At 28.6% G+C, this 14,799-nt stretch carries 10 protein-coding genes, 1 tRNA gene and 2 other annotated features; of the genes, 2 read left to right on the forward strand and 9 right to left on the reverse strand.

Annotation, left to right across the window (positions count from 1 at the left end; genetic code table 11):
• Positions 1-372: 372 nt before the first annotated feature.
• The 5 genes from P3X86_RS17575 to serS form a co-directional block, all read right to left on the reverse strand.
• Positions 373-449: transfer RNA gene (locus tag P3X86_RS17575), tRNA-Arg, on the reverse strand.
• Between the two features lie 172 nt (positions 450-621).
• A complete protein-coding gene (gene asnS / locus P3X86_RS17580; protein WP_483294031.1) occupies positions 622-2,007 on the reverse strand; it encodes an asparagine--tRNA ligase in 1,386 nt (461 codons plus the stop codon).
• Positions 2,008-2,069: 62 nt separating this feature from the next.
• Positions 2,070-2,308 (reverse strand) — a binding site (T-box leader).
• A 48-nt stretch (positions 2,309-2,356) separates the two neighbouring features.
• Complete coding sequence (locus tag P3X86_RS17585) at positions 2,357-3,925, reverse strand: M1 family metallopeptidase (RefSeq protein WP_483294032.1); 1,569 nt, start codon at positions 3,923-3,925, stop codon at positions 2,357-2,359.
• A gap of 264 nt (positions 3,926-4,189) precedes the next feature.
• Positions 4,190-5,683, reverse strand: a complete 1,494-nt coding sequence (locus tag P3X86_RS17590) for a M1 family metallopeptidase (protein ID WP_483294033.1) — start codon at positions 5,681-5,683, stop codon at positions 4,190-4,192.
• Positions 5,684-6,125: 442 nt separating this feature from the next.
• Positions 6,126-7,400, reverse strand: a complete 1,275-nt coding sequence (gene serS, locus P3X86_RS17595) for a serine--tRNA ligase (RefSeq protein WP_483294034.1) — start codon at positions 7,398-7,400, stop codon at positions 6,126-6,128.
• Positions 7,401-7,456: 56 nt separating this feature from the next.
• Positions 7,457-7,641 (reverse strand) — a binding site (T-box leader).
• A 244-nt stretch (positions 7,642-7,885) separates the two neighbouring features.
• Here serS and P3X86_RS17600 point away from each other — a divergent pair.
• Positions 7,886-8,092, forward strand: a complete 207-nt coding sequence (locus tag P3X86_RS17600; protein WP_483294035.1) for a hypothetical protein — start codon at positions 7,886-7,888, stop codon at positions 8,090-8,092.
• A gap of 28 nt (positions 8,093-8,120) precedes the next feature.
• Here P3X86_RS17600 and P3X86_RS17605 read toward each other — a convergent pair whose 3' ends face one another.
• From P3X86_RS17605 to P3X86_RS17620, 4 genes are all read right to left on the reverse strand, one after another.
• Entirely contained in the window at positions 8,121-10,886 is a 2,766-nt protein-coding gene (locus P3X86_RS17605) for a UPF0182 family membrane protein (protein ID WP_483294036.1), read from the reverse strand.
• Between the two features lie 165 nt (positions 10,887-11,051).
• Positions 11,052-12,068 carry a PTS sugar transporter subunit IIC gene (locus P3X86_RS17610; protein ID WP_483294037.1) on the reverse strand — a complete coding sequence of 339 codons (1,017 nt, stop codon included), beginning with the start codon at positions 12,066-12,068 and terminating at the stop codon, positions 11,052-11,054.
• Positions 12,069-12,186: 118 nt separating this feature from the next.
• A complete protein-coding gene (locus tag P3X86_RS17615) occupies positions 12,187-12,708 on the reverse strand; it encodes a 3H domain-containing protein (protein ID WP_483294038.1) in 522 nt (173 codons plus the stop codon).
• Between the two features lie 116 nt (positions 12,709-12,824).
• On the reverse strand, positions 12,825-13,235 hold the full coding sequence (locus tag P3X86_RS17620; RefSeq protein WP_483294039.1) for a hypothetical protein: 411 nt from the start codon (positions 13,233-13,235) through the stop codon (positions 12,825-12,827).
• Between the two features lie 172 nt (positions 13,236-13,407).
• Between P3X86_RS17620 and P3X86_RS17625 the strand changes: the two genes are divergently transcribed.
• The gene (locus P3X86_RS17625) at positions 13,408-14,184 is read left to right on the forward strand and encodes a class I SAM-dependent methyltransferase (protein ID WP_483294040.1); all 777 of its coding nucleotides are present in this window, start codon (positions 13,408-13,410) and stop codon (positions 14,182-14,184) included.
• Positions 14,185-14,799: the final 615 nt, after the last annotated feature.

The following is a 14,799-nucleotide window of genomic DNA, read 5'->3' on the forward strand; positions in this document are numbered from 1 at the left end:
GTTTTATATGTTAAGAGATAATTTGTCCCTAGTTAAAATTAAACGAATTGTGTTACATAAATTCATATAATTCTTATTGATCCACTTAAAGCTCTTTGTATAATTGTATAAGCACATTAATCTTAATATCTTCTAGCAGCTCATGAACTTCATATAAACTTTGTAGTTCTTCATATGGTTTTGTACTCCCACAAAGTAATAGTGTATCATTAATGTTCTTCCGCTACATGAATATAGATATCCAGTGCGACAATATAGCTACGAAACAAGATGCCCTGTATAAAAATTTATCTACCAACTTGAACGAAGATATATAAATTTTATGGGTAGCTGTCACGTAGCTGTCAATTCAAATCTTATAGTCTTGAAAAATGGTGCACCTGAGAGGAGTCGAACCCCCGACACATGCCTTAGGAGGGCACTGCTCTATCCTACTGAGCTACAGATGCACAACTAATAATACCTATATATGATATAATATTTTATTAATTTTGTCAAATATGCTTATTTCCCTTATATACAGTACTCTTTATAATAATCTTCTATAGTTATATTATCTTTCCTAGCCTTCATAAAAAAATAGGGTACCCAATATGTACCCTATAAATATTAGCCTTTACTTTAGAATAAAGCATTTTTTACAGTTCTTGGAAAAGGTATAACATCTCTTATGTTAGACATCCCTGTAAGATACATAAGCATCCTTGCAAATCCTAATCCATAGCCTGAGTGCTTAGTTGTTCCATATTTTCTAAGCTCTAGATACCACCAATAATCTTCTCTGTTAAGCTCTAATTCTTCTAATCTTTTTTCTAAGAAATCAAGCCTTTCCTCTCTTTGGCTACCTCCCATCAACTCTCCTATTCCTGGGACTAATAAATCCATTGCCGCTACTGTCTTACCATCATCGTTCAACCTCATATAGAAAGCTTTTATATCTTTTGGATAGTCAATTACAAATACAGGTCTGTTATATATCTTCTCTGAGATATATCTCTCATGCTCAGTTTGTAAATCTATTCCCCACTTCACAGGGTATTCAAAGTCTACATCTGCTTTCTCTAGTTTTTCTATTGCTTCTGTATAAGTCACTACTCCAAAATCTGAGTTAACAACGTGCGTTAATCTATCTATTAACCCTTTATCTATAAATTTATTAAAGAACTCTAACTCTTCTTTTGCATTGTCCATTACATATTTGATAATGTACTTAACCATATCTTCTGCTACTTTCATATTGCCATTTAAATCTGTAAATGCCATTTCGGGCTCTAGCATCCAGAATTCAGCCGCATGTTTGGTTGTATTTGAATTCTCAGCTCTAAATGTAGGGCCAAATGTATAGACATTTCTAAATGCTTGTGCATAACATTCTGCATTTAACTGTCCACTTACTGTTAAGTTTGATTCTTTTCCAAAGAAATCTTTAGTATCATCAACTTTTCCATTTTCATCTCTTGGTATATTATCTAAATCTAGCGTTGTTACTCTAAACATTTCACCAGCACCTTCACAGTCACTTCCTGTTACAAATGGTGTATTAGTATATACAAAGCCTCTTTCATTAAAGAATTTATGAATCGCATATGACGCCAAAGACCTTACTCTAAAAACTGCCGAAAATGTGTTACTTCTAGGTCTTAAATGCGCTATTGTTCTTAGATACTCAAATGAATGTCTCTTCTTTTGTAATGGATAATCCGCATCAGATTTTCCTTCTATTACAATTTTTTGTGCCTTTATTTCAAATGGTTGTTTTGCTCCTGGAGTAAGTTCAAACTTTCCCTCTACTATGATTGCAGAACTGATAGATAATTTCTTTATTTCCTCAAAGTTTTCTAAATTTTCCTCAAATACTATTTGAATATTCTTAAAAAATGTACCATCATTTAATTCTATAAACCCAAATTTCTTTGATGCTCTAATTGTTCTTATCCAACCAGCTACTTTGACTACTTTGTCATTGTATTCTTGTTGGTTTTGATAAATATCTTTGACTAATATCATTCTTTCTCCTCCTCAATTTAATTTTACATATTTGTAAACACAAAAAAACCTATCATCCCTACTATAGGGACGAAAGGCTATCTTCCGCGGTACCACCCTCATTATTACAAATATAATCTCTTTATCAGCACACTCATGCTGTCCATATTATAACGGTATGGTTCCGTCTAAGCCTACTCTCCAAAGATTTCGGTTAGCAACTCTGAGATGTTCTTCATTAATGGATTTTACATCAGTCTCTCACCATCACTGACTCGCTTGGGTTACCTTCCATAACTACTCTTCTCGTCTTAGTCTTTAATATTAAATACATTATAATATACATATACCATTATGTCAAAATTTATATTTAGTTATATAACCATTTTTTTGTTATGTCTTTCATATATTCATCTGTATATTCTTCACAAATATCAGTAAAATCAGGTGTACTAGCATTTTGGTATTTATATTTATTATAGTAATTTCTTAATATTTTATATAATACTTCTTCTCCATATTTTTTTTCAATTTCATGTAAATACATGGCTCCTTTGTTATATACAATTCCTCCATAGTCTACCCAATCATTGAATTCTTTCAATGGTTTAACAATTCTTTTATCTTTAATTCTATTCTTTACTCTATCATATTGTTTTTTAATACTATTGTTGAAATATTCTTCACCTTTTTTATCACCCATTAACTCATCAAAATACACTACCTCCGAGTAGGTTGTCAATGATTCATCTAACCAAGGTTCATCTACTTGATCATTTCCTACTACAGAATACCACCATTGGTGACCAGTTTCATGAGCTACTACTACTTCTAAAAATTTAACGTTGTTTTCATTGTATAATTCCTGACCTATATAAACTAATGCTGGATATTCCATCCCTGTTGGAAAATAAGTTTCTACTACTGAATATGTTTTGAACGGATACTTTCCAAAAATCTTACCGAATATCTGTATACTATTTTTCGCAAACTTCATAACTTTTTCATTTATACCTTTGTTTTTACTCAAATAATAACTCTTTATTAATACATCATCTACCATTTCTTCTTTAACTGTAAATCTGTCAGATGCAACGAACGCAAAATCTCTTCTTAAACCTGCTTTAAATTGCCAATAAGTATAGTCTCCCTCTTCTATTTTATTTTCCAAATCACCTGATGATGCTACTATTATTTTTTTAGGAGCACATATGGTTACTTCATAATTACTTGTATCACTATAAAAAGGGTCTCCTATATTATAATATGGTTCTAGATTCCAGCCATTTTTGTCAAATACACACGCTATGGGATACCAGTTGCCAAGATTATAAACATCTTTATAATATCCAAATCTGCCCTTTGCACAAGGTATTATTACATCATATTCTATGTTGATAGTAACTCTTTCTGATTGATTAAGAGCCTTTGATAATTTAATTTTAAGGAGTGTTTTATCTGATCCTTCAATTGTATAGCTAGCTTTTTTGTCTTCTATAGTTATACTTTTTATAGTTATATTTCCTGGTGAAAAGCCTGTCGGGTATGAATTTATAGCTGTCTTATATATCATTGGTGCCGTTCTCTTGTTATTAAAAGCATTTGGATAAATATGAAAGTATAGATTTTCTAAAACTACACTTTCATTATTACAATAATTTACAGTTTGTTTTACACTTAATTTATTTTTGTCATCATTAAGCTTCACATCTATTTTGTAGTTATTTACTCGCTTTGTATCTAAGGGAATATCCTTTTGTATAATGGCTTTCTTATCTATTTCACTCTTTTTTTGTTTATTTGTAACCAATGAAATTTTACACTCTTCTTTTATTTTTTCTAGTGTTCCATCATTATTTGCCATGTTATCGAAATAAGCTATAAAAATCATGAATAAACAAAATAAAAATAAAGCCTTTCGCTTTTTAATAAACCTCATGGTTTCACCACCTGCTGTATTTTTAAATACCAATACATCTTTTGTATTTCATCATTTAGTATAACCTCTTTTTCTAGTTTATATTAATTATTTAGTTATAGTGTTTTAGTTTGACTAAAGCAATATAAATACAAATTATTTATATTATTCTTCAAAACTCGATTTTTTTCCTTTTTTATTTCATTTTTTACATATTCTTATTTATGCAATTATTTAAAAGAACCCTTTGACATATAGCCAAAGAGTCCGTCAAATAGTTTATAGCTATTTCTTATCATATAAGTATTCATCTGCTAAGTCTCTAATACTTTTATCTGTATGTTTCTCGCATATATCTAAAAAATCAGTTGTTTTAGCATTTTTAAATCTAAAATTATTATAATACTCTCTTAGTATCTTATCTAAAGTTCCTGTTTCATATTTATTATCTATTTCTAATAAGAAAAAGAATCCTTTTTTATAAACTAATGCTGTGTAATCCTTCCAACTGTCAAAATCTTTTAAAGATTTTATTACTTTTTTATCTTCTAAGCTTTTTTCTTGATTCTCATATTGTTTTCTCTTCTTATCTACATGCATCTTGGCAACTTTTTTACTATATACCTCATTAAAGTATACTATTTCTGAATATACTGTCAATGATTCATCTAGCCAAGCCTCTTCAATTTCATCATTCCCTACTACTGAATACCACCATTGATGTCCTATCTCATGACATATAACTATCTCTAGTCCCATTAAGAATCTATCCTCGTTTTTGTAATAATTCTTGCTTATATATATCAATGATGGAAATTCCATTCCTGAATTATGATTTGTAGCTACTACAGATAAGGTTTTATATGGATACTTGCCAAATTTATTATTGAACACTCTTAAGCTATCTCTAGCATATTTCATTGCTTCTTCAATAACTTCGTTATCTTCCATTAAAAAATAGCTTTTTATTGTAGTGCCTTCTACAACTTCTTCCTTTACTATAAAGTCTTCACTAGCAACAAAGGCAAAATCTCTAATCATATCACCTTTTATATTCCAGTGTCTTTTATCATCTTTGATTTCATCCTTTATTTGTCCTGAGGCCGCTATAATCATGTTTTTAGGCGTCACTATATTAACTTCATAGTTACTAGTATCGCTATAAAAAGGATCTCCCACCATATAATATGGGTCTAGATTCCATCCACTCTCATCATACACAGCTACTATCGGATACCAGTTTCCTAAATTATATATTCCCTCATGATATCCAAATCTACATATTATATTAGGTAAAGTCACTTCATACTGAAATTCAATAGTTATTTTATCATCTTTATTTAATTTTTCTTGTAATGGTATATGTAATAATGTATTATCTTCTCCTTTTATATCGTATTCAACATCATCATTGTCAATCTTAATACTCTTTAGATTTATACCACCTGTCGAAACACCATTAGGATACTTTATAAACGAATTTTTTTTTGTTATTGAATAGTTTTCAAAAACATTTGGATACAAATGGAAATATATCTCTTTTAAATCTACATCTTCATTATTATAGTAATCTACTACTTGTTTCACCTCTAACTTTTTTTCTTCCGTCATCATATTAACATCTATCTTATATCTATTTATTTTTTCGTAATCAACATTATTTGTATCTTTAACTATTAATGCTGGTTCTGTTTGGTCCGTTGTATAGATGAAACTTATTAATACAAATATTGCTATAGTACAAATAACACCAATAAATACTCTTATTTTTTTTGACATCCCTTAACCTCCTAATATATCTTTAGTTTATTTTATATTTAAGTAAATTGTTTAAATTATTCTATTAAATTTAAAATTTTCCTTTTATTTTTTTGTTAAATTTTATTAATATATTAATTTTACATACGAAAAAACTCTTTGCATTTAATCAAAGAGTCCCAATAAAAATTATTTTATAGATATCTTTGTTACTTTTTATCGTACAAATATTTATCAGCTAAATCTCTAATACTTTATCTGTATGTCTTTCACATATTTATTTTTCATTTCTACTAACAAAAATGCTCCTCTTTGATAAACTAATGCACCATAATTTTTCCAACTCTCAAAATCTTTTAAATGGTTTATTACTATCTTGTCTCTTAAACTACTCTCAACATTTTTAATTATAGATAAAAAAAAGAACTCGTATAATGCACCTGAGTTCTTTGATTTGTATAAATTACTTAGTTATTTTATCCATACCTCTAAAGTACGGTCTCAATACTTCTGGTATTGTTACTGTTCCATCTTTTTGTTGATAATTTTCTAATATAGCTGCTGTTGTTCTACCAATAGCTAAACCAGAACCGTTTAATGTATGAACAAATCTTGTCTTGTTAGTCTCTTCATCCCTAAATTTTATATTTGCTCTTCTAGCTTGGAAATCTTCAAAGTTACTACAAGATGAAATCTCCACATATCTATTGTAACTTGGCATCCATACTTCTAGATCGTATGTTTTAGCTGAAGAGAACCCTAAATCTCCTGTACATAACTCAACAATTCTATATGGTAAGTTTAATAATTGTAACACTTTTTCTGCATTAGCTGTCAGCTTTTCAAGCTCATCATATGAATTGTCAGGATTTACTAATTTAACTAACTCAACTTTATTGAATTGATGATTTCTAATTAAACCCCTTGTATCTCTTCCTGCTGAACCTGCTTCTTGTCTAAAACATGGTGTATATGCCGTAAAGTTTATAGGAAGTTCATTCTCGGCAAGAATTTCATTTCTATGAATATTAGTTACTGGAACTTCTGCTGTTGGAACTAAGAAATAATCCTTAGAAGGGATATTAAATGCATCCTCTTCAAATTTAGGTAATTGACCTGTTCCAGTCATAGAATCCCTATTTACCATAAAAGGTGGTAGTATTTCTTTGTATCCATGATCAATAGTATGCAAATCAAGCATAAAATTTATCAATGCTCTTTCTAGTTTTGCTCCAAATCCTTTATACAATGTGAATCTTGCACCTGTAACTTTAGATGCTCTTTTAAAATCTAGTATATCTAAATCTACTCCAATATCCCAATGTGGTTTTGGCTCGAAATCAAACTTAGTTGGCTCTCCATACTTTCTGATTTCCTTATTGTCTTCATCGCTATCTCCTATAGTTACATTTTTATTTGGTATATTAGGTAGTGTATAAAGTAATTTATCTAATTTTTCTTCTATATCTTTCACTTGTATATCAAGTTCTTTTATGTTATGAGATAAAGATTTCATTTTAGCTAAAGTTTCTGTTACATCTTTACCTTCCTTTTTTAATGCTGGTATTTGTTTTGATACACTGTTTTGCTCAGCCTTCTTTACTTCAGTTTCTTGTAATAACTCTCTTCTTTGTTCATCTAACTTTAATATAGCTTCAATATCACAATCTTCGTTTCTGCTTTTTAATCCGTCTATTACTTCTTGAGTATTGTTTCTTATTCTTTTGATATCTAACATTTTACTACCTCCTCACATTTTTTATAAAATAAAATAAACCCCCATCCCTAATAAAACTTAGGGACGAGAGTTTTTCCCGCGTTGCCACCCTACTTAGCAAAATTGCTCACTTAAGTGCACTTTAACCCATGCAAAGGTATACCTTAATTAGGTGGATTCAATAACTAACCATACCAATTCTCACCAACCATTAGCTCTCTTAAAAGATATCATTATCTACTATTCCTATCAGTAATTTATATTAATTTATTGAAGCTGATTATATCATATTGTATCCTGTTTTTCAAGTAAATATTCAAAATAGAATAGATTGCTATGTTTTAATATTTAATATTTATCTTTAATAATAAAATATTTTTAAGTATCACCCATTTATAATTTTATTTTTATATTCTTTCATTATAAATTAAATTACTCATTACTGCATATTTAAATTTAATTAAGTCAATAATAAAAATAACTATGTAAAAGGGAGATTTACTATTATGGATAATAATTTATCATATGAATTAAATAAATTAAAAAAAATAGATTATAGAAATTCTCTTGTTATTGCAAGTATCATCGAAGTACTAATAGATAAAGACATTCTTGCTAGAGAAGATATTTTTCTAAAATCTAAAGAATTAGATAAATTAGCGGTCAATAATATAAATTGCAGTGGACTAAAAAAAGAGACTATATCGAGGTAATATCCTGATATAGTCTTTTTAAACCTATCTATTCTTTACTTGAAAGGTTATTTAATTGATTTATGACTTCTTCTAATCTTTTTATATTTTCACCATATGTCGCCCAATCACCTGCTTGTGAAGCTTCTTTTGATTTAACAAAATAATCATTTGCTAATTTTATCAATGTGTTTACATCACCTGAAATTATTTGTGGTTCGCTAGGCGTTGTTGGTTTTTTAGTGTCTGGTTTAGTTTGTTTATAATCAAATAGCTTAGCTAATGCATCTTTAAGAGTATTTTCCATAACTATTTTATTCTTATATGATACTATAACTTTCTTAACTTGAGGTATACTGTTTTTAGTATCTGCTTGTATATATATAGGCTCAACATATAAAAGTGAATCTTCTATAGGAATTATGACCAAATTTCCTCTTAATACTGTAGACCCTTTCTGTCCCCATAATGTTAACTGCGGAGATATGCTTGCATCTTGGTCTATTCGTGACTCTATCATATTTGGCCCTTGTATAGTCTTTTCCTTAGAGAATTTGTATAGCAATAATTTACCGTAGTTATCCCCATCATTTCTAGCAATAAACAAACCTGTAAGGTTTGGTTTATTACTTGGAGTATAAGGTACAGTTAATAAAAACTCTTTTTGTTTCTCTCCTGGAATTTTAAACATCAAATAATTTGATTCAACTTCTTGTTGTCCTTCCATATATGTTTCTTCAGCTTTATCCCAAACATCTTCTTTATTATAAAATACCATAGGATTATTTACATGATATATCTTGTATACATCTGATTGAATATCAAATAAAAACTGAGGGTATCTAGTATGCATTCTTATGAACTTAGGCATATTATCCTTATTTTCAAATAAATCACTGAATATATCACTATAAGTATTTATAATAGGATCATTTTCATCAAATATATAGAACTTCGTTGTACCATTATAAGCATCTATTACTACCTTAACAGAGTTTCTAATATAGTTAAAATTATGGTTTTTATACTTTTGTGAGTATGGGAACTTATCAGTAGCAGTATACCCATCTATAATCCAATAAAGTTTCCCATCTTCTTCATTAATAACTAGATATGGATCTTTGTCATATCCTATGAATGGAGCTATTTTATTGATTCTTTCTCTTACATTTCTATATAGAATAATCTTACTATCTGAATTCACATTACCAGAAAGTAATATCTTCATACTTCTTTGCTTAATAGCAAACAATATTTTATTCATTGTGTTTAGCTCTATTCCAGCTGAACCTTCATAAATAGTTTCTTTATTGTCCGAACCTTGTGGAAAATCAAATTCCTTTTCATCTGTATTAACTATTACATAGTCATTAGTTAATTCTCCAAAATATATTTCTGGACGTTTTATCTTCAAGTTAGTATTAGTAACTGGAGGTATATTTTTAATCAATAGCTCTGGCTGTCCTTCTGGCGTTATTGAATTAACTGGCGATAATGTAGCGCCATAACCATGAGTATATTTTAGATGTTTGTTTATCCACGTTTTTGCTTGATCATTTAGCTTATTTTGATCTAACTCTCTAGCAGATAAAAATACTTGTGTATATTTCCCGTCTATATTATATCTATCTATATCTATGTTATTAAATTGATAATATGTTCTAATACCTTGTAGTTGATTATATACTTGACCAAGAGGTCTATAATCATTAATTTTTATGTTTTGTATCGTATCTGCATTTCTATCAAGTACTTCTTTAGACAAATTATCTTTTAAGTCAAAATCTTCTTGCTTAACATTTCCAAGTCCAAAAGCTTTTTGTGTAAATTCTATATTATAGTTTAAATACTTTCTTTCCTTAGATATCTCATCTGGTTCAACTATTAGCTTTTGAACAAAACCTTCTCCGATATTACCCAATATTGTTATAGCTATAAACAACACTGGTCCTGCTATTGCCCATCTAGGCTTTCTTTTTACTACTCCTACAATAAACCCTATAGCTGATAGAACAGCTATTACAGCACTTATTCTATATAACCATAGCGTAACATGTACGTCAGTATAACTAGCCCCATAAGCTACTCCTCTAGCTGAATATAATAGGCTATAAGATCTTAGTATAGAATTGATACCTATAACTATAAATATTACAAAACCTATTAACCCTATTTGTAATAAAGCTACATTTAATATTTTTTTACTAAATACACTAGGTGCTCTTCTACCACTTGATAGTTCATAGACATTTGACATGTTTTCCTCTGCTGGTCTTCTAATACTTAAAAGTACCAAATACGTTATAACAGTAATAGCAATTAATATTACTGCTAATAACAATACCATGCCCATGATTTCTTTTATAAGCGGTAACTTGAATACATAAAACGATATATCTTTTTTAAATATTGGATCAGTAACATTAAATGCTTTACCATTCATGAATTGTAAAATAGTAAACCATAGTTTAGATGCAACATTACTTGTTAGAAAAATTGAAACAACACCTGATACTAATACAAAAATCAAATTAAGTCTTTTTTCACTACGTTTATTTGTCATTATATTAGCTTCTTTATAATAATTCTTTTTTATTGATAGTATGTATGTTGTTATAAGAGCAAATATAATAATAAACGTAGGTACGCCTACTTTGATTTGAGTAACAAGCTTAGTCATAAAAGTTTTTTCATATCCTAGCTCACTAAACCACTTATAGTCGGTTATAAAATTTATAAGACTTGTAAAAGAACTACCTAATACAATAAGTAAAGCAACTACTACTATTCCTATTATTTTTGACTTGTTTTTCAAATAATTACCTCCTTTATATATCTATAAGAATGTACAAAAACAATGGGTTGTATACATTCATTTAAATTATACTACCCATTGCGAATTTTTTCAAACTTTTATTTTATAATTCTTAATAGATTTATTATATTTTTAAATATTTTCAATTAATATTTTAAAATTTCATCATTCATCACTTAATTTCATGTCACCAAACTTTATATATCCCTTTTTTCTCATAAACTCTGATATTATATAACAAAAAATAGCAGGCAAAATAAAATGTAATATTATTATTCCCATTAATGCACTTTTCCCCATAGTTTCTATGGTAGCTATTTGTCCTACTAACCCACTAGTTCCCATTCCAGCACCTATTTTGTTGTTTGTCATTTTAAATAAAGTAGTAGCCAATGGACCTAGAATAGCTGATGTTAATATAGGTGGAATCCATATGTAAGGATTCTTTATAATATTGGGTACTTGCAACATAGATGTTCCTAACCCTTGTGATATCAACCCGCTAACTTTATTTTCTCTATAGCTTGCAACTGCAAACCCTATCATCTGTGTAGCACAACCTACTGTAGCAGCACCTGCTGCGAGTCCTCCTAGCTTTAAAGATATTGCTAGAGCAGCGCTACTTATTGGTAGTGTAAGTATAATACCCATAGCGGTAGAAACTATAATACCCATTGGCAAAGGATGTAGCTCTGTAGCTCTCATAATTCCTACTCCTATTAATGTCATAAGTTCTTGCATATATGGTGCTATATATATACCAACTAAGCCACCAACTACAATTGTACAAGCTGGAACTACTACAATATCTACTTTAGTTTTTCCTTGCACTATTTTCGATATTTCTGCTCCTAATAACGACGCTATTAATGCACCAACTGGCTCTCCTATTTTTAGCACGTATATCCCAGCTTCATTAATAGACATTGTACCTGCTCCTATTGCACCTGTAATAATTGATGCAAATATACCAAGTGGTGATGCCCCTACACTATACGCTACGCCTGCTCCTATGCATGGTCCCATAAGATATTGTGCTGTCTGTCCAAACTTTGTTAACATATCTATTCTTAAACTTAGACCAATTTGCTTTAAAATTAATCCAATTATAAGAGATGAAAACAAACCAAGCGCCATGCCATTTAAAAATTTTACACAATAATCTTTTATCCTATTTTTCATGAATAGAACTCCTTCCATAGTTAACATTATCAATATGATAAAAAGTATACACTCACAAAACAATTATATTTATGTATATTCTAGTGTCTTGTCATCTGTATATAAAAAATATAGCATTTTACATGCTATCAATCAAGTATTTTTTGTTTTTTAGTTCATTTTTAATTTCTGAATATACATCTTCATCAGGAACTTCTATAGTGTGTATGTGTATTCCATCAGTTAATGATGACAAAGGCTCTGCATTTGATTCTTTTAGATTGTTCATAAAATTTTTAATATCAAGTCTTGAACTAATCATTAATGGGCTTTCTATTTCGCCATATACAGCATGTTCTACTATTACATTGATCACCTTACCTCCATTGTCTATTATTATATTAAGTTCATCTCTCATTTCATCATAGCCAAAATGTTTAGATACTATTTTCTTCTTTAAAAATCTACTTTCTCCTACTCCGTTAATATATCCTTGAGGAGTAGCTATAATTTGCTCACCTTTAGCTCTTAGTATAGCTATATCCTGAACTATTATTTGCCTACTAACATCAAATTCTTTTGCTAACTGTATTCCTTTAAGAGGTTTATCTGTAGCCCTCAGCTTTTTTATTATTTTACTTCTTCTCTCATTTGATTGCATAGAGTTTTATCCTTTCATAAATAAATTTAAATAGCTATATCTTATTTTATAATTTATTTACACTTTATTCAAGAAAGTTATAATAGGGCTGTTATACACAACCCCAATAATACCATTTATATTACATTTTCTATATATTCCTGTGGCAGATCATCTTTATTGATTCTTAATGTAAGATAGAAATCTATATCAAATTTAGTATTCAATTTTTCTAACTTAGACATTAGTAATTTTAGTTCTTTGTTGTCAAAATCAAATATTTTATAAATCCTATTAATATATATCTCTTTTATATCATAGTTTTCTGATATTATACCACATAAAAAGCCATAGAAGTTTTCAATATTTTCAATATCAAAATCCATGGCATCAATTAATCTAATATTATGTTTTAAATCATGCATACTCTTATTACCTGGCTCTATAAATACAATGTCACCTTTACAACTTTGTTGATTTTCATTAGCTAACTTTATTAACTTTGGTTTCTTACCTGTTCCTTTTAATCCACAAATTAGTTTAATCATCATATCAGCCTCCAATCTTATATATATATTCTTCAACAAAAACATATAAAATCCTCTAAAATATTCTGAATTTTATACGGAAAATATTGTATTCTATAAACAAAAATCACTTTACACATTGTACCTTTCATTATATAATTGTATAAACTTATACGGAAAGGTTGTTAAAAATATGAAAGTTAAACAGCATTATAAACAATATGATGAAAATTCTAGATTAACAAAAGATAATGCTCATAGAGTTGAATTTGATACTAGTATTTACTATCTAAATAAATATATTAAGACCAATTATAGTATTCTAGATGTAGGTGCTGGAACTGGTGCGTACTCTTTTTTCTATGCTAATAAAGGTAATAAAGTTACTGCAATAGATCTATCTCCTGATAATGTAAATATAATGAAAAATAAATTGACAAATTATGATAACATAAATCTCACTATAAACACAGGTGATGCAACTGATTTAAAAGACTACATAGATAAAAGCTATGATATAGTTTTGTGTATGGGACCTATATATCATATAAAAAGCCTAGAGCTTAAAATAAAATGTATTACCCAGTGTCTAAAGGTATTAAAAAAAGGTGGTATACTAGCCATAGCATTCATAAACAAGCATGCTGGTATTGTTAACGAATTTGCTAGAAACAAGAACACTATCAATGACGATAACATTTTTGAAACATTTAATAACCATAATGAAGAGTGTTGCTTTACATTTACACAAGCTGATGATATAAGAAATATAATGAATACCTTTGATGTTACTGAAATAAAATGCGTAGCAACAGATGGTATTGGATATATGATGAAGAATGTTATTAACAGTTACACTGAAGATGAATATCAGAAATGGTTAAGATTCCATATAAGTACCTGTGAAAAAACAGATTTAATCGGTTATAGTCTTCATGGTTTAATGATATATAGGAAAAATAATGAATAAATCTAAAAACATCTATTATACCTCATGTGAAATAATAGATGTTTTTTTCTGTGGATAAATAAATATTTTTTACTTTTTTAATCCACAGAGTTAACAATATTATACCTTTTCATTAATTGTTTATAATTAATTAGTATTTTTATCAATTAAAAACTTGTCTAAGAAGTTATTAATTTTAACTATATTGAACTCTCTTAATACAATATAGTTATCACCGCTATTTTAGCATAAATTAAATAACAAAATAACTACTAGAAGCTTTAAAATGAGTAAAATGCAAAGAATAAAAAAATTCAGTGAATGAGCGTATTTTAGATACATGATTTATTAGATTTGAAAAAATCACTAGACACTGGAAAACGAGTGAAATACAAGGCATCAAAATATTTTAGTGAAAGAGTGTACTCATGTACATGAATGATTTCAAAAATATGAGTAACCAAAAAAACTCTAGACGATGGATGTCGAGTGAAGTACAAGGAACAAAAAAATTCTAGTGAATGAGCGTATTTAGATACGTGATTGAACAATTACTACCGAAAAGTATCAAGGGTTTATAAAAGGAATGAGCATACTTAGTATGACTTAAAAATTTTGATTTACAAAATATAGATA

The organism is Abyssisolibacter sp. ZYX002, assembly GCF_056892235.1.